23 protein-coding genes are annotated in these 23352 nt (G+C 62.2%); 10 read left to right on the top strand and 13 right to left on the bottom strand.

What is annotated here, in order from left to right; all coding sequences use genetic code 11:
* Nucleotides 1-25: 25 nt before the first annotated feature.
* The 5 genes from guaA to mrdA are packed head-to-tail and all read left to right on the top strand — an operon-like array spanning nt 26 to nt 5081.
* Nucleotides 26-1612 carry a glutamine-hydrolyzing GMP synthase gene (gene guaA / locus SynRS9902_RS00235; protein WP_186509538.1) on the top strand — a complete coding sequence of 529 codons (1587 nt, stop codon included), beginning with the start codon at nt 26-28 and terminating at the stop codon, nt 1610-1612.
* Entirely contained in the window at nt 1612-2235 is a 624-nt protein-coding gene (locus SynRS9902_RS00240) for a sulfotransferase (RefSeq protein WP_186509539.1), read from the top strand. The genes guaA and SynRS9902_RS00240 overlap by 1 nt, the downstream gene beginning before the upstream one ends.
* 57 nt (nt 2236-2292) lie before the next feature.
* Nucleotides 2293-2904, top strand: a complete 612-nt coding sequence (locus tag SynRS9902_RS00245; protein WP_186509540.1) for a hypothetical protein — start codon at nt 2293-2295, stop codon at nt 2902-2904.
* Between the two features lie 9 nt (nt 2905-2913).
* Entirely contained in the window at nt 2914-3297 is a 384-nt protein-coding gene (locus SynRS9902_RS00250; protein ID WP_186509541.1) for a hypothetical protein, read from the top strand.
* A complete protein-coding gene (gene mrdA / locus SynRS9902_RS00255) occupies nt 3294-5081 on the top strand; it encodes a penicillin-binding protein 2 (protein ID WP_186509542.1) in 1788 nt (595 codons plus the stop codon). Before SynRS9902_RS00250 ends, mrdA begins: the two co-directional genes overlap by 4 nt.
* On the opposite strand, the gene SynRS9902_RS00260 is transcribed toward mrdA, so the two are convergent.
* The 4 genes from SynRS9902_RS00260 to SynRS9902_RS00275 all read right to left on the bottom strand — a co-directional run bounded on the left by SynRS9902_RS00260 (nt 5078) and on the right by SynRS9902_RS00275 (nt 8592).
* Complete coding sequence (locus tag SynRS9902_RS00260) at nt 5078-6223, bottom strand: glycosyltransferase family 1 protein (protein WP_115009694.1); 1146 nt, start codon at nt 6221-6223, stop codon at nt 5078-5080. The two genes, mrdA and SynRS9902_RS00260, sit on opposite strands and share 4 nt — an antisense overlap.
* Before the next feature lie 13 nt (nt 6224-6236).
* Nucleotides 6237-7433 (bottom strand): NAD-dependent epimerase/dehydratase family protein, encoded by a 1197-nt coding sequence (locus SynRS9902_RS00265; protein WP_186509543.1) that lies wholly within the window; start codon nt 7431-7433, stop codon nt 6237-6239.
* A gap of 74 nt (nt 7434-7507) precedes the next feature.
* The gene (psb34, locus tag SynRS9902_RS00270; protein WP_114988853.1) at nt 7508-7681 is read right to left on the bottom strand and encodes a photosystem II assembly protein Psb34; all 174 of its coding nucleotides are present in this window, start codon (nt 7679-7681) and stop codon (nt 7508-7510) included.
* Between the two features lie 92 nt (nt 7682-7773).
* Nucleotides 7774-8592, bottom strand: a complete 819-nt coding sequence (locus SynRS9902_RS00275) for a thiazole synthase (RefSeq protein WP_186509544.1) — start codon at nt 8590-8592, stop codon at nt 7774-7776.
* A gap of 51 nt (nt 8593-8643) precedes the next feature.
* Here SynRS9902_RS00275 and SynRS9902_RS00280 point away from each other — a divergent pair, with 51 nt between their 5' ends.
* A complete protein-coding gene (locus tag SynRS9902_RS00280; protein WP_186509545.1) occupies nt 8644-9189 on the top strand; it encodes a hypothetical protein in 546 nt (181 codons plus the stop codon).
* A 38-nt stretch (nt 9190-9227) separates the two neighbouring features.
* On the opposite strand, the gene SynRS9902_RS00285 is transcribed toward SynRS9902_RS00280, so the two are convergent.
* The 3 genes from SynRS9902_RS00285 to rpmI are packed head-to-tail and all read right to left on the bottom strand — an operon-like array spanning nt 9228 to nt 10359.
* Entirely contained in the window at nt 9228-9746 is a 519-nt protein-coding gene (locus SynRS9902_RS00285) for a hypothetical protein (protein WP_186509546.1), read from the bottom strand.
* Nucleotides 9747-9757: 11 nt separating this feature from the next.
* Nucleotides 9758-10105 carry a 50S ribosomal protein L20 gene (gene rplT / locus SynRS9902_RS00290; protein ID WP_011363098.1) on the bottom strand — a complete coding sequence of 116 codons (348 nt, stop codon included), beginning with the start codon at nt 10103-10105 and terminating at the stop codon, nt 9758-9760.
* A 56-nt stretch (nt 10106-10161) separates the two neighbouring features.
* Nucleotides 10162-10359 (bottom strand): 50S ribosomal protein L35, encoded by a 198-nt coding sequence (gene rpmI, locus SynRS9902_RS00295; protein WP_006852081.1) that lies wholly within the window; start codon nt 10357-10359, stop codon nt 10162-10164.
* Between the two features lie 57 nt (nt 10360-10416).
* On the opposite strand from rpmI, the gene SynRS9902_RS00300 reads away from it, so the two are divergent.
* Nucleotides 10417-11976, top strand: a complete 1560-nt coding sequence (locus SynRS9902_RS00300) for a SpoIID/LytB domain-containing protein (protein ID WP_186509547.1) — start codon at nt 10417-10419, stop codon at nt 11974-11976.
* A gap of 24 nt (nt 11977-12000) precedes the next feature.
* Complete coding sequence (locus tag SynRS9902_RS00305; RefSeq protein WP_186509548.1) at nt 12001-13326, top strand: glycosyltransferase family 2 protein; 1326 nt, start codon at nt 12001-12003, stop codon at nt 13324-13326.
* A 142-nt stretch (nt 13327-13468) separates the two neighbouring features.
* On the opposite strand, the gene SynRS9902_RS00310 is transcribed toward SynRS9902_RS00305, so the two are convergent.
* The 6 genes from SynRS9902_RS00310 to tig all read right to left on the bottom strand — a co-directional run bounded on the left by SynRS9902_RS00310 (nt 13469) and on the right by tig (nt 21225).
* The gene (locus tag SynRS9902_RS00310; RefSeq protein ID WP_186509549.1) at nt 13469-14992 is read right to left on the bottom strand and encodes a VCBS domain-containing protein; all 1524 of its coding nucleotides are present in this window, start codon (nt 14990-14992) and stop codon (nt 13469-13471) included.
* 30 nt (nt 14993-15022) lie between these two features.
* A complete protein-coding gene (locus SynRS9902_RS00315) occupies nt 15023-16993 on the bottom strand; it encodes a DNA polymerase III subunit gamma/tau (RefSeq protein WP_186509550.1) in 1971 nt (656 codons plus the stop codon).
* Between the two features lie 23 nt (nt 16994-17016).
* Nucleotides 17017-17655 (bottom strand): lecithin retinol acyltransferase family protein, encoded by a 639-nt coding sequence (locus SynRS9902_RS00320; protein WP_186509551.1) that lies wholly within the window; start codon nt 17653-17655, stop codon nt 17017-17019.
* Nucleotides 17656-17659: 4 nt separating this feature from the next.
* Nucleotides 17660-19009, bottom strand: a complete 1350-nt coding sequence (clpX, locus tag SynRS9902_RS00325; protein WP_186509552.1) for an ATP-dependent protease ATP-binding subunit ClpX — start codon at nt 19007-19009, stop codon at nt 17660-17662.
* Nucleotides 19010-19099: 90 nt separating this feature from the next.
* A complete protein-coding gene (clpP, locus tag SynRS9902_RS00330) occupies nt 19100-19774 on the bottom strand; it encodes an ATP-dependent Clp endopeptidase proteolytic subunit ClpP (RefSeq protein ID WP_186494226.1) in 675 nt (224 codons plus the stop codon).
* 41 nt (nt 19775-19815) lie between these two features.
* The gene (gene tig / locus SynRS9902_RS00335; RefSeq protein ID WP_186509553.1) at nt 19816-21225 is read right to left on the bottom strand and encodes a trigger factor; all 1410 of its coding nucleotides are present in this window, start codon (nt 21223-21225) and stop codon (nt 19816-19818) included.
* Between the two features lie 157 nt (nt 21226-21382).
* On the opposite strand from tig, the gene SynRS9902_RS00340 reads away from it, so the two are divergent.
* Entirely contained in the window at nt 21383-22405 is a 1023-nt protein-coding gene (locus SynRS9902_RS00340; protein ID WP_186509554.1) for an aspartate-semialdehyde dehydrogenase, read from the top strand.
* Complete coding sequence (dapA, locus tag SynRS9902_RS00345; protein ID WP_186509555.1) at nt 22405-23313, top strand: 4-hydroxy-tetrahydrodipicolinate synthase; 909 nt, start codon at nt 22405-22407, stop codon at nt 23311-23313. Before SynRS9902_RS00340 ends, dapA begins: the two co-directional genes overlap by 1 nt.
* Nucleotides 23314-23352 lie beyond the last annotated feature (39 nt).

The raw sequence follows: 23352 nt of genomic DNA on the forward strand, positions 1-23352 counted from the left end.
CCGCGAGCGGTACCTCCCAGGATCGATGTCCCAGCCCTCGTCCGACGGTCAGCGTCAGCCGGCCATCGTCATCCTTGATTTCGGCTCCCAGTACTCGGAACTGATTGCCCGGCGCGTGCGCGAAACCGAGGTGTTCTCGGTGGTGCTCGGTTACAGCACGTCGGCCGAAGAGCTGCGACGGATGGCTCCGAAGGGAATCATCCTCAGCGGTGGCCCAAGTTCCGTGTACGCAGAGCATGCTCCGCTCTGCGATCCCGGCATCTGGGATCTGGGCATTCCCGTGCTGGGGGTTTGCTATGGGATGCAGCTGATGGTGCAGCAGCTTGAGGGCGTTGTGGAAGCCGCCACGGGCAAGGCCGAATACGGCAAGGCGCCCCTGGAAGTGGACGACCCCACGGATCTGCTCACCAACGTCGACAACGGTTCGACGATGTGGATGAGCCATGGCGACTCGGTGAAGGCTCTGCCCGATGGGTTTGTACGCCTGGCCCACACGGCCAACACTCCGGAGGCGGCTGTGGCGCACCTGCAGCGCAAGCTCTACGGCGTTCAGTTCCACCCCGAGGTGGTGCATTCCACCTGCGGAATGGCCCTGATCCGCAATTTCGTCTACCACGTTTGCGGTTGTGATCCGGACTGGACTACGGCGGCGTTCATTGATGAGGCCGTTGGCCTGGTGCGAGAGCAGGTGGGCGACAAGCGCGTCCTGCTGGCTCTCTCCGGTGGCGTCGATTCATCAACCCTCGCCTTTCTGCTCAAGAAGGCGATTGGTGATCAGCTCACTTGCATGTTCATCGACCAGGGCTTCATGCGGAAGGGTGAGCCCGAGTTCCTCATGGACTTCTTCGATCGGAAGTTCAACATCCATGTGGAGTACATCAATGCCCGCCAGCGCTTCATCGGCAAGTTGAAGGGAATCACCGATCCAGAGGAGAAGCGCAAGATCATCGGCACCGAATTCATCCGTGTGTTCGAAGAGGAGAGCAAGCGCCTCGGACCCTTCGATTACCTCGCCCAGGGCACGCTCTATCCCGATGTGATCGAAAGCGCTGGCACCAACGTCGATCCCAAGACCGGCGAGCGGGTTGCCGTGAAGATCAAGAGTCACCACAACGTTGGTGGTCTTCCCAAGGATCTTCAGTTCAAGTTGGTGGAGCCCCTGCGCAAGCTGTTCAAGGACGAAGTGCGCAAGGTGGGCCGCAGCCTCGGTCTGCCCGAGGAGATCGTGCGCCGCCATCCCTTCCCGGGGCCTGGTCTGGCCATCCGCATCTTGGGTGAAGTCACCGACGAGAAGCTGGATTGTTTGCGTGATGCCGACCTGATTGTTCGCCAGGAAATCAAGGAAGCAGGGCTTTATCACGACATCTGGCAAGCCTTTGCGGTGCTGTTGCCGGTGCGTTCTGTAGGTGTGATGGGCGACAAACGCACCTATGCCTGGCCGATCGTGCTGCGCTGTGTGTCCAGTGAAGATGGCATGACCGCCGATTGGTCCCGCCTTCCCTACGACCTGATGGAAACCATCTCCAACCGAATCGTGAATGAGGTGAAAGGGGTGAACCGGGTGGTGCTTGACATCACCAGCAAACCCCCCGGCACGATTGAGTGGGAGTGATGGCTTGGGATTGGTTGCGGCCCAAACCGGGCCGCATCTTTTTGATCGGTCACAACAAGTGCGGCACGCGCTCCTTCCACAAGCTGTTGCGGAAGAACGGCTACAGCTCGATCCATTACGACAAGGGACGGCTGGCCCGTCGGATCCAGGCCAACTTCACCTTTTCCAAGCCGCTGCTGGATGGGGTTGATGGCTATTGCGGCTACACGGACATGGAACTCTGCGGTGAGTTCTACGCCTACCGCCTTTTCCCCCTGTTGGACCTGCAGTACCCGGGCTCCTGCTTCATCTACAACACGCGCGACGTGAGCCGCTGGGTGGACTCACGCATGAATCACCGCAAGGGCAAGTACGCCCGTGCCTACCTCGATCGGATGCGTCGGGCCTACGACGATCCCTCGTTGACGCTGGAGGACCTTCGCCAGCACTGGGAGGAGGCCTGGCAGCGCCATGACCTCGACCTGAAGCGTTATTTCGCCGGACGCAGCAATTTCTTCGCGTTCAACATCAGCGTGCCGTCGGAGCAAGCCGCCCTCTGCCGTTTCCTCAGGCGTCGGGGCTACCGGATCCGCGGCAAGGTTTTGCCTCATGCCGGGGCGCGATCTTCGCAGGCCTCAAGCTGATTCACGGCTGGCGACGGCCCTGCATCACCGATACCTTGGGCCACCGGCCTTTGGGATATGACTGCGACACAACAGCAGGATGTTCAGCTGCAGCGTCGGCGGCAGCAGGACAGCATTCAGCTGGGTGGCCGCACGATCTATCTGAACCCCTTCCTCTATTGGCGGCGGTTCGACAGCAACACCGATCGCTGGCTGCGGGAGCCCGGTCAGCTGACGGAAGATCAGATCACCGCAAACCGCAGCCGTTTTTACCCCGAACTCGACTGGGGTCAGCTGGATGATCACGCCACCGCAGTCCACGACGGCGCTGTGGAGATGTTCCTCAAGAGCCTGGAGCTGATCAGCACCTTCCATCCCGAGCTGGGTTCCGGGCAGATGCTCGAGGTGGAACGCAAGATGACGATCACCAAGAAGCGGGCCTTTGAGCGCTGGGTGGACAAGGCGATCCGGCGGCGTCAGCGTGACGAAACCCGGGAGCACCGCCGCTTTGAGCGCAGCCGCTTCTGGCGTGCCTGGCGCGAGTGGATCCTGCTGGACACCACCCAGAAAGCCCTGGTGCCTGTGGTGATGCTGATGGTGCTGAGTGGGGTGATGGGCTGGTCCCTGGCGGCGGACCGTTCCGCTTGTCCAACATTGGCGCTTCCTTCGGGACAGACTGGGGTCCGTTGACCTGGCCCCATGGCCGCCGATTCCAACTCCGACAACCCGCTCGATCAGTTGCGTCTGTCCTTGATGCAGGACGTGCTCCCTGTGGGGCTGGCCGTGCTGGAGCGGGCCCGGCAAGGGGGTCCCGGCAAGGTGGTGGAGGCCTTCACGGCGGGGTCGGAGGACCCCATCGCTGATTTGCGTCAGGAAGGGGAGCCTGTGGCGCGCGATGTTCGAGAACAGCTTGATGCCGTGAGCCCCGGGCTGGGCAATCCGGTGATGCCGGTCTCGGTTTCTGTTGACGAACCGGCAACAGTCGAACAGGACCGCCCCGACGACTTGCTGCCCACCTTGCGGCGGATCGAAGAGCGCCTCGAGGAGTTGCGCCGCCGCTTGCCAGCGCAGCAACAGGAATGACCCGTTCCGCCCAGCACCGTCAGACCGGTTTGCGTCAGCAACCCCTGGTGCTGCTGATGCTGGTGTTGCTGTTCTGCAGCGCCATGGTCAGCCGTCTTGTCTGGATGCAGCTGCTGGAGGGGGCGCGCTTTCGCGAACTGGCGGATGAAAACCGCATCCGTCTTGTGCCCCGTTCGCCCATTCGCGGTCGGTTGCTTGATCGCAAAGGCCGGGTCCTGGCCACCAGCAAGCTCACCTACTCCCTGTATCTCGAGCCGCGTCTGGTCAGCGATGACGACTGGCCTGATCTGAGGGATCGTCTGGCACGGCTGCTGAATTTGAAGCCTGATCTGCTCGACCAGCGCCGCCAAAAGGGCCTGGATCGGGATGGTTACCGCACCACGTTGGCCCTCGATCTCAAGCCGGAACAGGTGCTGCGCTTCCGTGAACAGGCCCTGGGGTTGCGGGGTGCCCAGGTGGATGTCGACATCCTGCGCTCCTATCCCAATGGAACCCTGGCGGCCCATGCCCTCGGCTACACCCAGCCGATCACGGAAAGCGAATTCGAAATCCTGGCGGAGAAGGGTTACAAGATCCGCGATCGGATTGGTCGTACCGGTGTTGAAGCGGCTTACGAGCGCCATCTGCGCGGGAAGTGGGGCGGCCAGATGCTTGAGGTGAATGCCATGGGCGAGGTCCAGCGCAACCTGGGCGATCGACCCTCTCAAGCAGGAAAGGATCTGGTGCTCACCCTCGACCTGGATCTGCAGCGGGTGGCGGAGCAGGCGCTGGCCGACAAGCCCGGTGGCGCCGTGGTGGCGCTGGAGGCGGCAACGGGTGCCGTGTTGGCTTTGGCCAGTCGTCCCAGTTTTGATCCGAACTTCTTCTCCAAGCTGATCACCACCCAGAAGGAGTACGACGCCCTCTTCTCCAATCCGAAGAAGCCATTGCTGTCCCGGGCCATGAATCCCTATGACCCCGGCAGCACCTGGAAGCCGGTGACGGCGATGGCGGGCATGGAGTCGGGCCAATTCCCGCCTGACACCAAGCTCCACACCACGGCCTGCATCACCTACGGCGGCCATTGCTTTCCGGATCACAACGGGGCTGGCTTCGGCCATATCGGCTATGCGGATGCCCTGCGTTTCTCCAGCAACACCTTCTTCTACCAAGTGGGCGTTGGGGTCGGCTCCAAGGCCCTCAAACAGGCGGCTGATCAGTTGGGCTTCCAGCAGAAAACCGGCATTGAGATCGTCTGGGAAGAGAGCGTCGGCCTGGTGGGAGATGAAGACTGGGCTGCCCGTGGCCGCGGCTGGACCGATCCCGGCACCACTCCATGGATCCCTGAGGACATGGCCAGTGCCTCCATCGGTCAGTCCGTTGTGCAGATCACTCCCTTGCAGTTGGCCCGCGCCTATGCGGTGTTCGCCAATGGCGGTTGGTTGGTGACGCCGCATCTCGCCGCCGGCGACAGCGACTGGATGAGTCCGGAGCACCGCACCAAGGTGGCGATGAAGCCATCAACGTTGCAGACGATCCGGGAGGGCCTGCGCAAAGTGGTGGAGGCCGGAACTGGTGCCGGCCTCAATGGCCCTGGCATTCCTGCGGCGGCTGGCAAAACCGGAACGGCTGAAGACAGCACGGGAGGGCCTGATCACGCCTGGTTTGGCTGCTATGCCCCCTATCCCGACGGCAAGATCGTGGTGGTGGCCTTTGCCCAGAACACCCCTGGAGGTGGGTCGGTCCACGCTCTGCCGATGGCCAAGAAGGTGCTGGCGGAGTGGGAGCGGACCCGGCAGCGCTAGGCAGCCGTGAGTTGAGGCGCTGACAGCACCGTGCGGTAGTAGGTCCGCAGTTGTTCGGTGGCGCCTGCCCAGCCCCAGCGCTCGGCTTCGGCGCGGGCAGCGCTGCGCAGGGCCTGGCGTTCCAGGTCGTTGCCCAGCAGGCGGCGGGTGGCTTCGATCAGGCTTGCAGCGCCACCATCGGCGCCGTCGGGTTCATAGAGGCAGCCGTTAACCCCGTCGGTGATGATGTCGGGGATGCCGCCACGGTTGGCACCGACCACGGGACAACCGGCTGCCATCGCTTCCAGCAGCACCAGCCCCAGCGTCTCTGTGCTGGAGGGGAAGAGGAAGGCATCGCCGCTGGCGTAGGCGCCTGCCAGGTCGTCCCCGGCGAGATAGCCGACGAAGGTGGTGGCGGTTCCCTCGAAGTGCTTCTCCAGTTGTTGGCGGTGGGGACCATCGCCCACGAGGGCCAGCCGTGCATCGGGAAGGGCCTCCAGCACAGGGCGGATTCGTTCGATCTGCTTCTCCGCGGAGAGGCGGCCGACGTAGAGCAGCAGCGCACCACGGTCGTCATGGCCGCCGAGAAGCCGCTGGCGCAGCTCCGCGCTGCGCAGCTCGGGACGGAACAACTCCGTGTCCACACCCCGCTGCCACAGATCAGTGTGCTGAATGCCTTTGTCGCTGAGCTCCTTCACCATGGCGGTGGAGGTGCACAGATTGAGCAGGGCCTGGTTGTGGGCGGCCTTGAGCATCTCCCACAGGAGTGGCTCCAGCATTCCCAAGCCGTAGTGCTCGAGGTACTTGGGCAGGTGGGTGTGATAACTCGCCACCAGAGGGATGCCTTTGTTCTTCGCGAGCCAGATGCCGCCGAGACCCAGCACCGCCGGGTTCACAACGTGGATCAGATCGGGTTGAAACGCATCGATCGCGTCTGACACTGCCGGGCGAGGCAAGGCCAGTTTGAGCTCGGGATAGAGCGGCAACGGCATCGCCGGCACGCCGATCAGGCGTGCCCCCATGTACTCCTCCGGACAGCCTTCCGGGCAGAAGACCACCACCTCATCGCCGGCGTCCACCAGATGCTTCACCGTCTTGGTGAGACGGGTGACGATGCCATCGACCTTCGGCAGGAAGGTTTCGGTGAAGAAGGCGACTTTCAAGGATGAAGCTCGATCAGGACGCGGTGCCGATGGCCTGGGCCTGGGTTTTGGTCCAAGCGGAGGTGCAGAGGATGCGGTTCCGGTCGCAACGGTCGGCGTAGCGGGTGGCGATCTCCACCACTTCCTTCAGCAGGCCGTCATCGAGGGTGGTGGGGTTGAGGCCCAGCTCGATGAAGCAGCGGTTGTCCACGATCAGGTCGTTTTCAACGGCCTCGTTGCGGGGGTTGGGCAGGTTGTTGACTTGAGCGTCGGTGAGGGCGGCCACCTTCTTGGCCAGTTCACCCACCTGATGGCTTTCGGTCATCTGGTTGAAGATCTTCACCCGCTCCCCTTGTTCCGGAGGGTTTTCCAGCGCCAGCTGGACGCAGCGCACGGAATCGCGGATGTGGATGAAGGCGCGGGTCTGGCCCCCGGTTCCATGAACGGTGAGCGGATAGCCGATGGCGGCTTGCATCAGGAAGCGGTTCAGCACCGTGCCGTAATCGCCGTCGTAATCAAAGCGATTGGTGAGCCGCGGGTCACGGTCTGTGGCATCGGTGTTGGTTCCCCAGACGATGCCCTGGTGCAGGTCGGTGATGCGGACCTTGTCGTTCTTGTTGTAGTAGAGGAAGAGCAGCTGGTCGAGCGTCTTCGTCATGTGATAGACGCTGCCTGGGCTTGCCGGGTGGAGGATTTCCTCTTCGAAGCGGCTGCCGTCGGGCTGGGGCACTTCCACCTTGAGGTAGCCCTCAGGGATGGTGGCGCCGCGGTGGGAGCCATAGCCGTAGACGCCCATCGTGCCGAGGTGCACCACGTGGATGTCTTGACCGCTTTCAACGATGGCCGCCAGCAGGTTGTGGGTGCCGTTGACGTTGTTATCGACGGTGTAGCGCTTGGTGGCGCTGCTCTTCATCGAATAGGGGGCGGCCCGCTGTTCAGCGAAGTGGACCACGGAATCCGGGCGCTCCTGCTGGAGCAGATCCAGCAACCGCTGGTACTCATGGGCGATGTCCATGTGGACAAACCTCATCGGCTTGCCGCCGGTTTCCTCCCAGGCTTTGAGGCGCTCACCGATGCTCACGATCGGCGTCAGCGACTCAACTTCAAGGTCGACGTCGATCTTGCGACGGCTGAGGTTGTCCACGATCAGAACGTCGTGGCCCTGATCCGCCAGGTTCACCGCACAGGGCCAGCCGCAGAAGCCGTCACCGCCGAGAACGAGAACTTTCACCCCAAACTCCTGCTGGAACGAGCGTGATGCTCAGTCTTGGCAAGCTACTACAGGGATTTTCAGTGTGAACCGTCTCAGCTGATGGCGACGGTCACCGCCACCATCGCGGCCACGATCAATCCACCGCTCACCAGCATCATCATTGAGCTGCGGTTACGGCTCTGGCTGGTGGCGACGTCCATCACCTCCATGCGTGGCTCCTTGGCGAAGGCGTTGAGACGACCGCCGTCTTCCGTGGTGACCGACATGGGTCCAATGCGACTGGTCGGACCTTATGAGTCCAAATGCTCATTGCCTGCCTTTGTGAAGCAAGCTTCACCTCACTTCACGTCTCTTCACTTCATTGGGGTGACTGCACCAGGCCCGTGGTCGGTGAGCTGGCAGAGGCCTGATCCCTCCGCGGCAAGCGCCCGGAGAGGTGGGCGGTCCGCCCGGCCATCACCGCTTGGCCCATGGCCTCGGCCATGGCGGCGGGGTCGCCCGCCAGGGCGATGGCGCTGTTGACCAGCACGGCATCGGCGCCCATTTCGAGGGCCTGTGCCGCCTCGCTTGGAACACCAATGCCGGCATCCACCACCACTGGAACCCCGGCGTTTTCGATGATTAAACCGATGTTGGCGGCATTGTTGAGTCCCTGACCCGAGCCGATCGGAGAGCCCAGAGGCATCACCGTGGCGCATCCGACCTCCTCCAGCCGTTTGGCCAGCAGGGGATCTGCATTGATGTAAGGCAGAACTGTGAACCCTTCCTTCACCAGTTGTTCTGCGGCGTTCAGGGTGCCGATCGGATCGGGCAGAAGATGCCGGTAGTCAGGAATCACCTCCAGCTTCACGAAGGTGTTGTCCTCCTGTCCAGCCAGCTTGGCCAGCTCCCGTCCAAGCCGTGCCACGCGCACTGCCTCTTCGGCATCGGTGCAGCCCGCCGTGTTGGGCAGCATCCAGATCCGCCGCCAATCAATGGCTTCCATCAGGCCCTCATGGCCTGCGGCCACGGTCTGCACCCGGCGCACGGCCACCGTGACCATGTCGCAGCCGGATCGCTCGATGCTCTGCTGCATCGATGCCATGGATGGATATTTGCCGGTGCCCGTGAACAGGCGGCTGTTGAACTGACGTCCGCCGATGGTCAGGGGGTCGGAGCTGGGGGAGGGCGAATCCATGACGCGTCTGAGCAAAAGGGCCTACCGTTCCTGCATCATCCATCGTCTTCCATGCCGTTCCTGCTCGCCATGGATCTCCCGGTTGGCAGCCAGGTGCCGTTTAAGACCAACCCTCAGCTGCCTCTGGATCCGATTCAGCTGGCGGTTCCTCTGGAGCTCGATGCCATCGAAGTCGAGAGCTTCGACCCTGTCGCACGCGCTGCTGAGTTGGCGGTATCGCTGCCCCGCCAATGGTGCGGCACGTTTGAACCCTTTGATGAAAATCCCACCGTTGATGTCACGTTGGACATCACCCAGATGACGGCCATGGGCCAGATGGTGGACCTTCGGGGCACGATGACCCTTGGCTCCGTGACCACACCGGTACAAGGCAATCTCCATGCCAGGTCGGATCAGCTTGATCTCATTCCCTTGGCGGATCCTTTGATTGCCGGCCTTGAGCCCGGTGGCGTCTTCCTTGGCCTGCAGATGTTCAGTCCCACCAGCTGGCAGGCACCTCGTCTGATTAACGTGGCCAATCCCAGCACTGGAGTGGGTGGACGTCTGGCGTTGACCAGTGGCTGTGAAGAAGAACCCCCGGTTCAGCCGCTCTGGTGACCATATTTTTGTGAGGCAACAAGGAGATCTGAAAGAACTCAGCTGTTCCGCCGTTTGAGTTTCTTCAGCCCTTTCTTCGCAGTAGCGTTGTCGGGTTCCAGTTGAAGTGTCTGCTCGTAGAGGGAGATCGCCTCAGCGTCCTTCAGCAGCTTCTCCTGAGCAAAAGCCAGGTTGTTGAGGGCGACGGGGTAGTCCGCTTTCGCCTTCAGAGCAAGCTTGTAGTGCTTGGTGGCACCGGAGTAATCCTTTTGTGCTGCCAAAGCAAAGCCGAGCGCGTTTTCGATCAGCGCACGGGCTTCATCCGGCTCACCACTCAGGCGTTTTAGGGCCTGGTTCAAGGTGGCAGCCGCCTGCGGGTACAACCGCTTTCGCAATTGAACGGATCCGAGTTCGTAGAGGTCAGATGCCTGTCGTGACGAGGCCGTGTCGGATTTCTCGAGCTCAATCAGGCGTGCTTCATCACGACGCACACGAAAAAATTGTCGGCCCACCACCACCGCAACGATGGCAAGCAGGCCGACCAGGCCCAGCAGGTAGGTCTGGGGCAGCAGGTTCACGGTTGGGAAATTCAGCTCTTAGCTGCAGCCACGACGTTGGTGAAGCTGCCGGGGTCAACAACTGCCAGCTGAGCCAGCATCTTGCGGTTCAGGCGCACATCGGCCTTCTTGAGACCGCCCATCAGACGGCTGTAGCTCACACCATTGAGGCGGGCAGCTGCGTTGATGCGGGCAATCCAGAGGCGACGGAAATCGCGCTTGCGACGACGACGATCGCGGTAAGCATTGCAGAGGGCTTTCATCACCCGCTGGTTTGCTGTACGGAACAGGGTTCCGTTGCCACCACGGAAGCCACGGGCCAGCCGCAGGATCTTGTTGCGGCGTTTACGGGCGACGTTGCCTCTCTTGACGCGGGCCATGAGGTTGGAAGGGTTGGATCAGGTCTTGTTGAACGGTCTCGTCTGAGCGGCTGTGCTCAGGCGTAGGGCATCATCAGGGTCACGCGCTCTTCATCGGTGCGGTCCACCACGGCCTTGGTGGCCAGATGACGCTTCTGCTTGGGCGTTTTGTGGTCCAGCAGGTGGTTCCGGAAAGCGCGACGACGCAGAAATTTGCCAGTGCCGGTTGCTTTGAACCGCTTCGCGGCAGCTTTGCGGGTCTTCAGCTTGGGCATTGGTCTGCTCGTTCGGACACAAACGACAACAATACGTCCCGACGTGCCCCCTGCTGAATGATTCGGTTCCTGACGCTCACATTGCTGCTTTGCGTGGGCCTGGGCTGCCGCGCCCGTGAGCAGGGTGATGGCCTGCAATCCGCCGTGTCTGAGCCCCCGGTGGTGGAACCGGTTCAGCGGGCGACGCACCGTTCCGTCGCTGACCCACCGCGGGTTGAAGGTCATGAACCGGTGCTCTGGGTGGCCTTGGAGGATCACCTTGGTGCCACGGCGACTGCCGCTGCTTTGAACCTGCGTGCCTTTGCCGGATCGCTCAGCCTTCGCGACGCCACCGGGGAGCAAGGCATTGGTTCAGGTTTCGTGATCACCTGGCGAAGCGTTGCCTTGGCCCGTCCGCTCAAGTTGGCCCGCCGGATTGCAGGTCCCTACGCCAGCTTTGAGTCGGCGGATCGTGTCGCCTCCCGTTGGCGTGCTCTTGGAGTTGCGGCCGAGGTGGCCCATCCCAAGGAGTGGGAGGTGTGGGCGCCGGAGAGCTCGCCTGTTCCCGACGGTCTGGCCGTGCGCGATTGGCAAGGCACCGTCACCAGCACCGTCGAACCGGTGTTGCAGACGCTGGAGGGTGAGCGCCCCCTGCAAGGACCTCTCTTGATTAAGGCCTCGGATGGGTTGCTCTGGGCGGGTGGACGTTTTGAGGGGCCCTTCCGCTTGCAAAGGGATGCCTACGGCAGCTGGACGCTGGTGGAGCAGGTGCCGGTGGAGCGTTACCTCGAGGGGGTGGTGCCCCATGAGATCGGTGCTGGTTCACCGATGGCGGCGTTGCAGGCCCAGACCGTTCTGGCGCGCACCTGGGCCCTGGCCAACAGCCATCGCTTCAGCGTTGATGGCTATCACCTCTGCAGCGACACCCAGTGTCAGGTTTACAGCGATCCCCGCCATGCGGGAGCTGCTGTGCGCGAGGCGATTGCAGCCACTCAGGGCAAGTTGCTCAGCCTGAACAATCAGCCGATCAGCGCCGTTTATCACGCCACGAATGGCGGGGTGATGGCTGCCGGGCCGGAAGCCTGGGCTATGCAGCCCACCACTTATTTGCGTGCGCAGCCGGATGGGGATGAGGGCTGGAGAAACCGTCATCCCTTGCCCCTGCAGCAGCGCCAGGCGGTGCAGGCGCTGCTGGCGGATCGCAGCGGGGCCTTTGGCCAGCGGCACCCCCGCTTCCGCTGGACCCGAATCCTTTCGGGTCCGACCTTGCGTCAGTCCCTCGGCGCAGCCGCAGACTCGCTGGTTTCGCCTTTGAAATTGAAGGTGCTCGAGCGGGGCGCCAGCGGCAGGGTGCTGGCCTTGCAGATCTCAGGCAGCAGCGACGCCGCTCCGGTCATTCTCAAGTTGGATGCCATTCGCCGGACCCTCCGCACGCTGCCCAGCACCCTGTTCGTCTTGGAGCCTCAGGGGACTGAACGCTGGTTGGTGGTTGGTGGTGGCTTTGGCCATGGGGCTGGTTTGTCGCAGGCTGGAGCCATTGATCTGGCCTGGCGTGGCTGGCCTGTGGAGCGGATCCTGAGCCATTACTACCCAGGGACTGTCTACGGCCCACTCTCAAGACTGATGCAGTCCCCTTAAAGTCCTTCCCACCTGGGCAGCTGGATGAGCTCGAACGCCACATCGGGTGATCACCGTCGGGTGAAATCGGCAGCGTTCCTGTTCGCATGCGGATGTGCTGGTGCTGCTCCCCACTGGCTGGACTCCGCCCGTTCGCTCTGGCCCGCCATCAGCCTTGCCCTGATGCTTGGGGGCTATGGCCTCCGTTCCGTCATGCGCGGGCAGCTGACTCGTGGGTCATCGGAGTCTGTGCCGGAGATTGATCGGGCGAAGCTTCCCAGCCTTGATGTGGTGGTGGCCGCCCGCGACGAAGAGGCGGTGGTGCAGCGTTTGGTGGAACGGCTTACTTCACTGCGTTATCCGTCCGGGCAGCTCACCACCTGGGTGATCGACGACGGCAGTCTTGATCGAACCTCTGAGCTGCTGGACGATCTGGCCGTGCAGCACCCTGAGCTGAACGTGATCCATCGCCAGCGCAATGCCGGTGGGGGCAAGTCGGGCGCGCTCAACACCGCTTTGGGCTGTCTCAAAGGTGAGTGGCTGCTGGTGCTTGATGCGGATGCTCAGTTGCAGGACGACTTGCTTGAGCGCCTTGTTCCCTACGCCCTGGAGGGTGGCTGGTCGGCGGTGCAGCTGCGCAAGGCCGTGATTGATGCCGATCGCAATTGGTTGACCCGGTCCCAGGCGATGGAGATGGCTCTGGATGCGGTGATCCAGTCGGGCCGACTGGCTAATGGAGGCGTGGCGGAACTGCGGGGGAACGGACAGCTGATCAAGCGCTCCGTGCTCGAGTCCAGCGGTGGTTTCAATGAAGACACCGTCACCGATGACTTGGATCTCAGCTTCCGCCTGCTGACCCATGGGGCCTTGGTTGGATTGTTGTGGGACCCTCCGGTCCAGGAAGAGGCGGTTCCCGATCTCCAGGCCCTGTGGAAACAACGGCAGCGCTGGGCGGAAGGCGGATTGCAGCGCTTCTTTGACTACTGGCCTGTGCTGACGTCGGCCCAGGTCAGTCTTCGTCAGCGTTGGGATTTGACTGCCTTTTTTCTGCTCCAGTACGCCCTGCCGGTGGTGTCCTTCGCTGATCTGAGTACGGCTCTGATCATCCGCAGCCTGCCGGTCTACTGGCCCTTGTCTGTGGTGGCCTTCAGCGTTTCAGGTCTGGCCTATTGGCGCGGCTGTCGCGGTGGTAGCGAGGGGCCGGAGATCCCCTCAGCAAGCCTGGCCAATCTCCTTGTGGCGATTGCCTACCTCGGCCACTGGTTTGTGGTGATTCCCTGGGTGACGCTGCGGATGTCACTGCTCCCCAAGCGCTTGGTCTGGGCCAAAACAAGTCATGGATCGGAACTCAAAACTGTGAATGCCCCTTAGTAATTCTGGGATTGTTTGGTTATTTGCAACAAGTTTTTTCTTTAATAGCCCTGGGCTTTTCTGGTCGACTCCCGGTAATGCCACTGTGGCTTATCCATTGGCTCTGAATCGCTTGCCTTTGGTGTACAGACTTTCTGTCTGTTTATGCAAGTTGTGGATTATGCGCAATGATTGTCTCAAGATCTGTGTTCAGAAGGGTCGTATGAATTGAATTCGATTTGTTGATCAAAATGATATTTTTGCCAGTATCTGTGATCGATAGTTCAAGATGTTTAGGGAAAACAAGTTTGTCGCCTTCGGTTGGATTGTAGTCAGTAATTGAATCTTTTCCTGCGGAAATTTCAAATCGATCGGCTCCCTTTTCGCCGCTGAGGATGTCCCTGCCGGGGCCACCATTAAGTCTGTCGTTGCCTTCTCCTCCCCGCAAGCGGTCCTTTCCGCGCTCTCCCCTGAGGATGTCGTTGTGTGCGCCGCCGAAGAGTCGTTCCTTGCCACTGTCGCCGATCAGGGTGTCACTGCCATCGGCTCCGCGTAGAGCATCGTGACCGCGCCCTCCTATTAGCAAATCGCGATTCGCGCCTCCGTTCAATCGGTCCTTGCCCTTGCCGCCTTGGAGGCGGTCATCGCCCTTACCACCAAAAATCGAGTCGTGACCTTCACCACCGATGAGGAGGTCATCGCCTGCAGCGGATCCGATGGTGTCATTGCCCCCCCCACCATCGAGGGTGTCATCGTCTTCTCCGAGCACGATGAGTTGTTCGGAATTATCCCCGATTACAACGTTGCTGCCCGTGCCACCTGTGATCACCGCTGGTCCGACGATGACGGCGAGATCGATGTTGTGAAGCTCCAACTGCGTGGTTGTAGTCAAGGGCATCTGGGTGAGATCGATCACGAACGCGTCTTTCTGGGTGTTGCTTTCGCTATTGCTGTTGGATCCTGAACCGGTGCCTGTTGGTTGAGCGGTGGTTCCTGAGATGACGATGGGTTGTCCCGGCGTTGTGGATACAGAGGTGGGGATGATGGTCCTTACATCGATATTGGAGGTGCTGGGCAGGCTGTTGATGAAGCTTTCCACCCCTTGGATCAGGCCTTCTGCTTCAGCTGCGGAGGTGTCTCGCATGCTGATGGCTTGAACAAGGGACTCCTCTGCCTCGTTTGTGGATTGAGTCTCTGCCGATCCCTCTGATGTGATTGACACACCAGAGGGAAGCGTGGCGGTCACAACGTTGCCGTTGTTGCCGGAGTTTTCAACGAGTGGGGCAGAGCCGCTTTTGCTGGAGGACGTGTTGGAGATGGTCTGGGAGGCATCACTGGTTGCTGTAGGAGTGGGGGTGATGACGATGAAGCCCTCGTCAGCGCCAGTGAGGTTGACGGTGTAGGTGGCTGAAGTTGTTTCAGTGCCGTCAGAGGCGGTGACGGTGAAGGAATCGGCGACGGAATCGCCGTCATCGAGAGCTTCTACGGCGTCGGAGTTTGGTGTGTAGGAGTAAGCGCCGGTGGAGGTGTTGAGGGAGAGGGAGTCGTAGGAACCAGCGAGTGTGGATGTTCCATCAGTGGTGGAGCCGCCCGTGATGGCGAAGGAGAGTGTGTCTCCATCGGCATCGGAAAGGATTGATTGCTTGTTAATAGCTGCTAATTGTGCTTGCTCTGCAGCCGCAAACATCCCCCTTGCACCGTTGGGCCTGGCGTTCTGTTATCGCAGCTGCTCAGGATTTTTTTCTTCGCTTTGTTGTTTATTGGTTCCTGTTCCAACTTCTTCAACGGCCAGAACCTCCCCGTTGAAGAAGTTGGCCAGAGTTTTCGCATGGCGGTCAATATCAGTAGCTGCGGTGGGTGGTGCCTGAGGCTCTGGCTTGGGCCTTTCTTCGCTTGGCCGGGCGATTGGCTGTTCACGTTGAGGCGCTTTCGCTTCAACCGCTGGCTTGGGAGATGCAACTGCTCCTGCGACTCGAGCTGGTGGCGGAACCGGGTCAGCCTCTGGGTTGGGCTGAGGCTTTGGTGGGTTGGTTGCCGCTGTTGGTGTTGCAGGGGGCGCGATTGGTGGAATCACAGGAGGCGTGACCGGTTTCGGAGTGGGAGGAGACACCACAGGGGCAGGCGCCACTGATCCGCTGCTGGCTTCCAGCACCAATTGCCGATTGCCGCCCAGGGCTTTGGCCACCGCTTGTTCCAAGAGGTTGGAGCGGGTTTGCACCATGCTCATCCAGTTGCCCGCCACCTGCACCACGGCACGGTTGGCATCGAGCCGCACCAACTGCGCCTGCTGCGACAGCAGCATCCGTGTCGATGGCAGTTCGAGGCTGCCGAGGATCTGTTGCCAGAGTTCCGCCAGATTGACCTCACCTCCTGAGAGGTTGGGCAGTTGCGGTGAGGCTGCTGCAGGTTCTTGGGCGGCCTGCGGAGATGCCGGCGCTTTTGTGTGGGCTGGGGGCGGTGGAGGAGTCTCGGCCTGTGCAGTGACCGGAGGAGTGACTGCTGGCGCTGCTGCCACTGGTGGCTGTGCTGCTGGCGCTGCAACCCCCTGGTTTGGACGGGGGGCAGCGGTTGTGGATGCTGCTGCGGTCGTGGTTGGTTCCGCCAGCAACCCCAAAAGCAGCACTTCCAGCCACAGGCGCGGCTGCACGCTTTGGCGCAGTTGTTGCTCGGTGCCGCGCAGTTGGGCCTGCCATTGCAGCAAGTGGGCCCGGCCGATGGCCTTGGCGAGGGCGGGCAGCTGCTCGCGGAACTGGGGCGAAACGCTGGTGAGTTCCAGTCGGTCTGGAGCGGCCGCCATCAACACCAGATCCCGCAGCATTCCGGCCAGACCCTGCAGCACGGCCCCGGGATCCCGCCCCCGGTCCAGCAGGTTGCGGGTGGCCTCCAGCAGTTGCACAGGTTCGGCGCTGCTCATGGCCCCCACCAGTTCCAAAAGCTCCTGTTCGGGCACGGCCCCCAGCAGATCCCACACCGCAGCGGCTTCGATGGGCGGCGGCAGCAGGCTCAGCTGATCCAGCAGGCTTTCCGCATCCCGCAGGCCTCCCTGGGACCGCTGGGCCACCACATGAATGGCCTCAGGCTTGATTTCGATCGCTTCCTGTTCGGCGATCCAGCTGAGATGTTTGTTGAGGGCATCCAGAGGAATGCGCCTGAAATCAAAGCGTTGACAACGGCTCAGGATCGTCGGCAGCACCCGTTGCGGGTCGGTGGTGGCGAGCACGAACACCACCTGCGGCGGTGGCTCCTCCAGGGTTTTCAGCAGGGCGTTGAACGCTGCGGTGGAGAGCATGTGGCACTCGTCCACCACGTACACCTTCCAGCGGGCCTGCACCGGGGCGAAGCGGGAGCGTTCGATCAGTTCGCGGATGTTGTCGACGCCCGTGTTGGAGGCGGCGTCGATCTCGATTACATCCAGGGCTGTGCCTGCGGCGATCGTGGTGCAGAGCTCGCAGGTGCCGCAGGGTTCCGGTGTGGGTCCGTTGCTGTTCAGGCAGTTGAGCGAGCGGGCCAGGATTCGCGCGCTCGAGGTTTTGCCCGTGCCCCGGGGCCCACTGAACAGATAGGCCGGCGCAATGCGGTTGGTGGTCAGGGCATGGCTGAGGGTGGCGGCGATCGCCTCCTGCCCCACCAGCTGATCAAAGCGCTGGGGCCGATATTTGTGATGCAGCGGCTGGTAGGCCGAACTCATGCGCCGCGAGCGTTGAGAGGAGATTACTCAGAGGAATCGGAGCCTGGAAGGGCGGGGTGCTGCTGGAGCAGGGCATCAATCCGTTGTTTCAGATCTTCGACGGCGGTCAGTTCATCGGCCAGGCTCTGGCCGGTGAGCAACAGCCGGCGATCCGTTCCCTCTCCTGCCCGTTCCAGCAGACCCTCCAACTTGTGCAGCAGCGAGAAGCGCAGGCGTTCCAGCTTCTCCACCCCCCGCCTGGCCATGGCGCGGGCGTCGTCATCGAGCAGGCCCCGTTGCACCAGGAGCTCCAGGCCCCGCATCAGCGCCGAAGGCATCAGCCCGCTCCAGTGACGGGCCCGCTCCAGCACGGAATCCACCTGGGCACTGCGATGACGTCCGGTTTTGCACCAGGTGGCGAAGTGCTCGCAGTTGTTGAACAGCAGGTTGTAGTCCTGTTCCCCCAGACGCCCCATGGCCCGGCGCAGGGTCACACCCTGCGGAGACGCCTCGACGTAGTGGATCACCCGCAGCGGTTGCCCCTGGCTGAACTCCTCCAAGGGGCTGCGCAGGATTTCACGCCCTTCCAGATAGTGGGCGACGGTTCCGTCGCCGAGGTCGATGCCGTGGTGGTTGAACAGGCCGTGCTGACGCGGCACCTCCAGGTGGTCAGCGGCAGCCAAGATTTCAGGCGGTCTTCTGTTGTTCCGTGCCAGGCAGGGGGAGCACCTTGCCGCCCGTGTGTTCCTCCACCATTGCCCGGGTAACGGTGAACTCCTTCACCGATGTCTGCGATGGCAGGTCGTACATCAGGTCCAGCATCAGCTCCTCAACGATGCCGCGCAGGGCGCGGGCACCGGTCTTGCGCCGGTGAGCCTCCTGGGCAATCGCCTCGATGGCGTCATCGGCGAACTGCAGCTGCACGTTGTCCATGCTCAGCAGGGTGCGGAACTGCTTCACCAGGGCATCGCGGGGCTCGGTGAGGATCGATTGCAGGGCGCTTTCGTCCAGGGGCTCCAGCACGGCACTCACCGGCATCCTGCCGATGAATTCGGGGATCAGGCCATAGCGCACCAGATCATCCGGCTCCAGGTGCCGCAACACCTGGGCGGCCTGAAGGTCGCGGTTGGCGCGGCTGCGTCCACGGCCGTCGCTGGGCATGAAGCCGATGGCATTGCGGCCCATGCGTTTCTGCACCACGTCTTCCAGGCCGACGAAGGCACCACCGCAGATGAACAGAATCTGGCTGGTGTCGATCTGGATGCAGTCCTGATAGGGGTGCTTGCGCCCGCCCTGTGGCGGCACGTTGGCCACCGTGCCCTCCAGCATTTTCAGCAGGGCCTGCTGCACACCTTCGCCGGACACATCCCTCGTGATCGAGGGGTTCTCGCTCTTGCGGGCGATCTTGTCGATTTCATCGATGTAGATGATCCCCCGTTGGGCCTGGTCGACATCCATGTCGGCCTTCTGCAGCAGCCGCAGCAGGATGTTTTCCACGTCCTCACCCACGTAGCCCGCTTCGGTGAGGGTGGTGGCATCGGCCACGGCGAAGGGCACGTCCAGCATCTCGGCCAGGGTCTGGGCCAACAGCGTCTTGCCGCAGCCAGTGGGTCCGATCAGCAGGATGTTGCTCTTGTGCAACCGGGTCGCCGTTTCCTCGGTCTCGACCTGGCCGTCCCCCTGCCAGGCCAGACGTTTGTAGTGGTTGTAGACCGCTACAGACATCACCTTCTTGGCCGCGTCCTGGCCGACCACCTGCTGATCCAGGAAGCTCTTGATGTCCTGAGGCCTTGGAATGGAGGCCAGGGTCGGGGCCGGTTTGCTGCTTTTGCGAGCAGCGGGTGTGGCCTTCCGGCTCGGCTCATGGCTGTGGCGGGGGTTGCCCTGGCCATCCACCAGCTCCTCATCCAGGATCTCGTTGCAGAGATCGATGCATTCGTCGCAGATGTAAACGCCAGGTCCGGCGATCAGCTTGCGCACCTGGTCCTGGGATTTCCCACAGAACGAGCACTTCAGATGGGCGTCGAACTTGGCCATCGAACGCTGGGCACCAAACAGGAGAACAATTCAGGAATCAACCGATGGGGTCTCCCTGAACACACAGGATCGAGAACGGAAGGGCGTCTGTCAGCCCTCCGTAATGATTCCTCCGTCCCCGGAACTGTCCACCACGCGATCGATCAGGCCGTATTCAACCGCTTCTGCCGGAGAAAGGAAGTAGTCGCGGTCGGTGTCTTCCGAGATCTTGTCGAGCGGTTGGCCGGTGTGCTCCGCCATCAGCCCATTCAGGGTTTCCTTGAGGTAGAGGATTTCCTTGGCTTGGATCTCGATGTCCACCGCCTGCCCCTGGGCGCCACCGAGGGGTTGGTGAATCATGATCCGGGCATTGGGCAGGGCGAGACGCTTGCCTTTAGTGCCTCCGGAGAGCAGGAAGGCACCCATGCTGGCGGCGAGGCCGTAGCAGATGGTCACCACATCTGGAGCCACCTGCTGCATCGTGTCGTAGATCGCCAGACCAGCGGTGACCGAACCGCCTGGTGAGTTGATGTAGATCTGAATGTCCTTTTCGGGATCCTCGGCTTCGAGGAACAGCATCTGCGCCACCAGGGCATCAGCAACCGCGTCATCCACACCAGTGCCGAGGAAGATGATCCGTTCCCGCAGCAGACGGGAATAGATGTCGAAGGCACGGTCGCCGCGACCGGACTGTTCCACAACCGTTGGCAGAGGCCCCGGCGCCGAGACGGGCATGGCGGCCCGCCAGCGGTTCTGGATGGGGTGGTGACTGCGGGCGTCGATCACGCGATCCGGGCGGTGAAGTTGGGCCAATCTATGGGCGTTGCTCAGTCCTTGGCGTCCGCCTTGGACTTGCTTTTGGTCGGGGCCTTCTTGGCGGTGGGCTTTTTCTTGGCTTCAGCCTTGCTGTCGTCCGCGGCCGGGGCCTTTTCGGTGAGGGTGCTGTTCTCCTCGAGCCAGCCCATCAGGCGGTCCTGCATCAGGTCGTCCATCACGGCCTGGCGCAGGCGCTCGGGAGCGATCTTGGCGTCGGCGGAGAGCTCCTTCTTCACCTCCCTGATTTTGGCGTCCACGTCCTTGTCGTCGAGCTTGATGTCTTCCGCTTCAGCCAGGGCGGTGAGGGCAAAACTGCGGCGCAGACGCTCTTCGGCCTCGGGGCGGGAGTTCTGCATCAGGTTGCGCACCAGGTCGGGCGTAAACAGCGACTTCACATCCATGCCCTGTTGAGCGAACTGGGCTGCGGTCTGCTCCAGCAGGTTGCGGCTTTCCTGTTGGATCAGGGCTTCCGGCAGCTCCACCTCGAGCTGCTCCACCAGCGCAGCGACGAGGGCATCGCGGCGGTTGCTGGTCTGACGGCGTTCGGCGTCGTCCTTGAGGCGCTGCTCCAGGTCCTTGCGCAGGTCCGCCAGGGTCTCCTGTTCGCTGGCCTGCTTGGCGAAGGCGTCGTCCAGCTCGGGCAGTTCGCGGGTCTTGAGGTCCTTCAGTTCGATCGCGAAGGCGGCCTTGCGTCCCCGGGCGTCCTCCTTTGGGTAGTCGTCGGGGAACTGGCAATCCACGGTTTTGGTCTCGCCGACCTTCATGCCGATGACCCCTTCGATGAAGCCGGGGATCATGCGGCCGTTCTCCAGGTCCACATCCATCGAATCGGCACTGCCGCCCTCGATCTCGCTGCCGTCATCGCTGTAGGTGCCCTTGAAGCCGAGCACAGCGATGTCGCCGTTCTGGGCGGCGCGACCTTCCACGGGGACCACCGTGGCCATCTGTTTGCGGGAGTCTTCGAGCATCGCGTCGACCCGGGAGGCGTCGTAGGCGACGGTTTCGAATTCCGCTTTCAGGCCCTTGGTGGTTTTCAGCTTCGGCGTGGGGGCGACGTCGGCTTCCAGGGTGAAGGTGAGTTCCTTACCGGGCTCAAAGCTCTCCAGCAGCCCATCGAAACCACTGCTCAGATCAGGCTGACTGATTGGTTCCAGCGATTCCTGCTGGATGGCGTCACGCCAGGCGTTATCGATCAGCTTTTCCAGGGCCGTGGCTTTGATCCGCACGCCTCCCAGCTGTTGCACCAGCACCGTGCGCGGCACCTTGCCCTTGCGGAAGCCCGGCAGGTTGATGCTGCGGCTCAGGCTGGTGATGGCGTCTTCGTAACTCGTCTTGCAGCGCTCCCCGGGAACGGTGACCGTCACCGCCAGGCGGCTGCTGGGGCGGGCTTCGGTGGTCACCTTCAGGGCTGCAGCGCTCATGGGGGAAGGGAAAGGGCAGCCCAGCACTTTATGCAACGGGTGAATTCAGGCTGGATCGGTAAGCTGAGCGCGTCGCTAGGTCGGCATCACGTTCTCTACGCAGTGATGTCGGATTCGAGAAACGACGGGTTTTCGTTCAGATCGTTCACTCCACCGCTTGTCTTCGACCCTTCCCAATCGCCCTCTCAACGTTGCTGTTCTTGGTGCCAGCGGTGCTGTTGGCCAGGAACTGCTGCTGCTGCTTGAAGAGCGCCGTTTCCCCGTTGGCGAGCTGAAGCTGCTGGCGTCGCCCCGTTCGGCCGGCCAGACCCAAACCTGGAACGGCCGCACCCTCACGGTGGAAGAGGTTTCGGCCCAATCCTTTGAAGGGGTCGATCTGGTGCTGGCCTCAGCCGGTGGTTCTGTTTCAAAGCAGTGGCGCGAGGCGATCACCGCTGCCGGTGCGGTGATGGTGGACAACTCCAGCGCCTTCCGAATGGAAGACGGTGTGCCGCTTGTGGTGCCTGAGGTGAATCCCGATGCGGCCCTTACCCACAAGGGCGTGATCGCGAACCCGAATTGCACCACGATCCTGCTCACCCTGGCTTTGGCTCCTCTGGCGGCCAAGCGGGCGATGCGCCGGGTGGTGGTGAGCACCTACCAGTCCGCCAGTGGTGCCGGTGCTCGGGCCATGGAGGAGCTGAAAAACCTGTCGCAGACGGTGCTGGATGGCGGCACTCCGAAGGGAGAGGTGCTGCCTTACTCCCTGGCGTTCAACCTCTTTCTGCACAACTCTCCCCTGCAGGCCAACAGCTACTGCGAGGAAGAAATGAAGATGGTCAACGAGACCCGCAAGATCATGGGTCTGCCGGATCTGCGCTTCACCGCCACCTGCGTGCGGGTGCCCGTGCTGCGGGCCCATTCGGAAGCGGTGAACATCGAGTTCGAGTCCCCCTTCCCGGTGGAGGAAGCACGTGAGCTGCTCGCGGCTGCACCCGGTGTGGAGTTGATTGACGACCCGGCAGCGAACCGTTTCCCGATGCCGACGGATGTGACCGGTCGCGACCCGGTGGCGATCGGCCGGATCCGTCAGGACATTAGTGATGCCAATGCTCTGGAACTCTGGCTGTGTGGGGACCAGATCCGTAAGGGAGCGGCGCTTAATGCTGTTCAGATCGCTGAACTGTTGATTCAGAAGTGATGACCCAGGCCGCCACCCTCTCGCCAACGCCCTTCGGTCGTGTGGTCACCGCGATGGTGACCCCCTTTGATGCCAGCGGTGCTGTGGATCTCAGCGTTGCCGCAAACCTGGCCCGGCACCTCGTGGAACAGGGCTCCGATGGATTGCTGGTGTGCGGCACCACCGGTGAATCGCCGACCCTCAGCTGGGACGAGCAGTTGCAACTGCTGCAGGCAGTGCGTGATGCTGTAGGCGATAACGCCAAGGTGTTGGCGGGCACGGGCAGCAACTCCACAGCGGAAGCGGTGGAGGCCACCAAGGAAGCGTCGGCGGCCGGCGCCGATGGCGCTCTCGTGGTTGTGCCCTACTACAACAAGCCTCCCCAGGAGGGGCTGGAGGCCCATTTCCGAGCCATCGCTGAAGCGGCACCTGAGCTGCCGTTGATGCTTTACAACATCCCCGGGCGCACCGGCTGCAGCATCGCCCCGGCCACCGTGGCCCGGCTGATGGACTGCCCCAACGTGGTGAGTTTCAAGGCCGCCAGCGGCACCACGGAAGAGGTCACGGCCTTGCGGCTGGCCTGTGGTCCGCAGTTGGCGATCTACAGCGGTGACGACGGCCTCACCCTGCCGATGCTTGCGGTGGGTGCCGTGGGCGTGGTGAGTGTGGGCAGCCATGTGGCGGGCCCTGAGATCCGCGCCATGATCGAGGCCTATCTGAACGGCGATGGTGCCTCCGCACTCGCCCTGCACGACGCGTTGATTCCTCTGTTCAAGGCCCTGTTCGCCACCACCAATCCGATTCCTGTCAAGGCTGCCCTGGAACTCAATGGCTGGTCTGTCGGTGCACCCCGTCCGCCCCTGTGCCCCCTCTCTGACGACATGAAACGTTCGCTTTCCAACGCCATGGCCGCCCTCCGTCAGACCTAGTTCGGTCCGGCTTATCGGCTTACGCAACCCGTTCTTTTA

The organism is Synechococcus sp. RS9902 (assembly GCF_014279635.1).
Taxonomy (GTDB): domain Bacteria; phylum Cyanobacteriota; class Cyanobacteriia; order PCC-6307; family Cyanobiaceae; genus Parasynechococcus.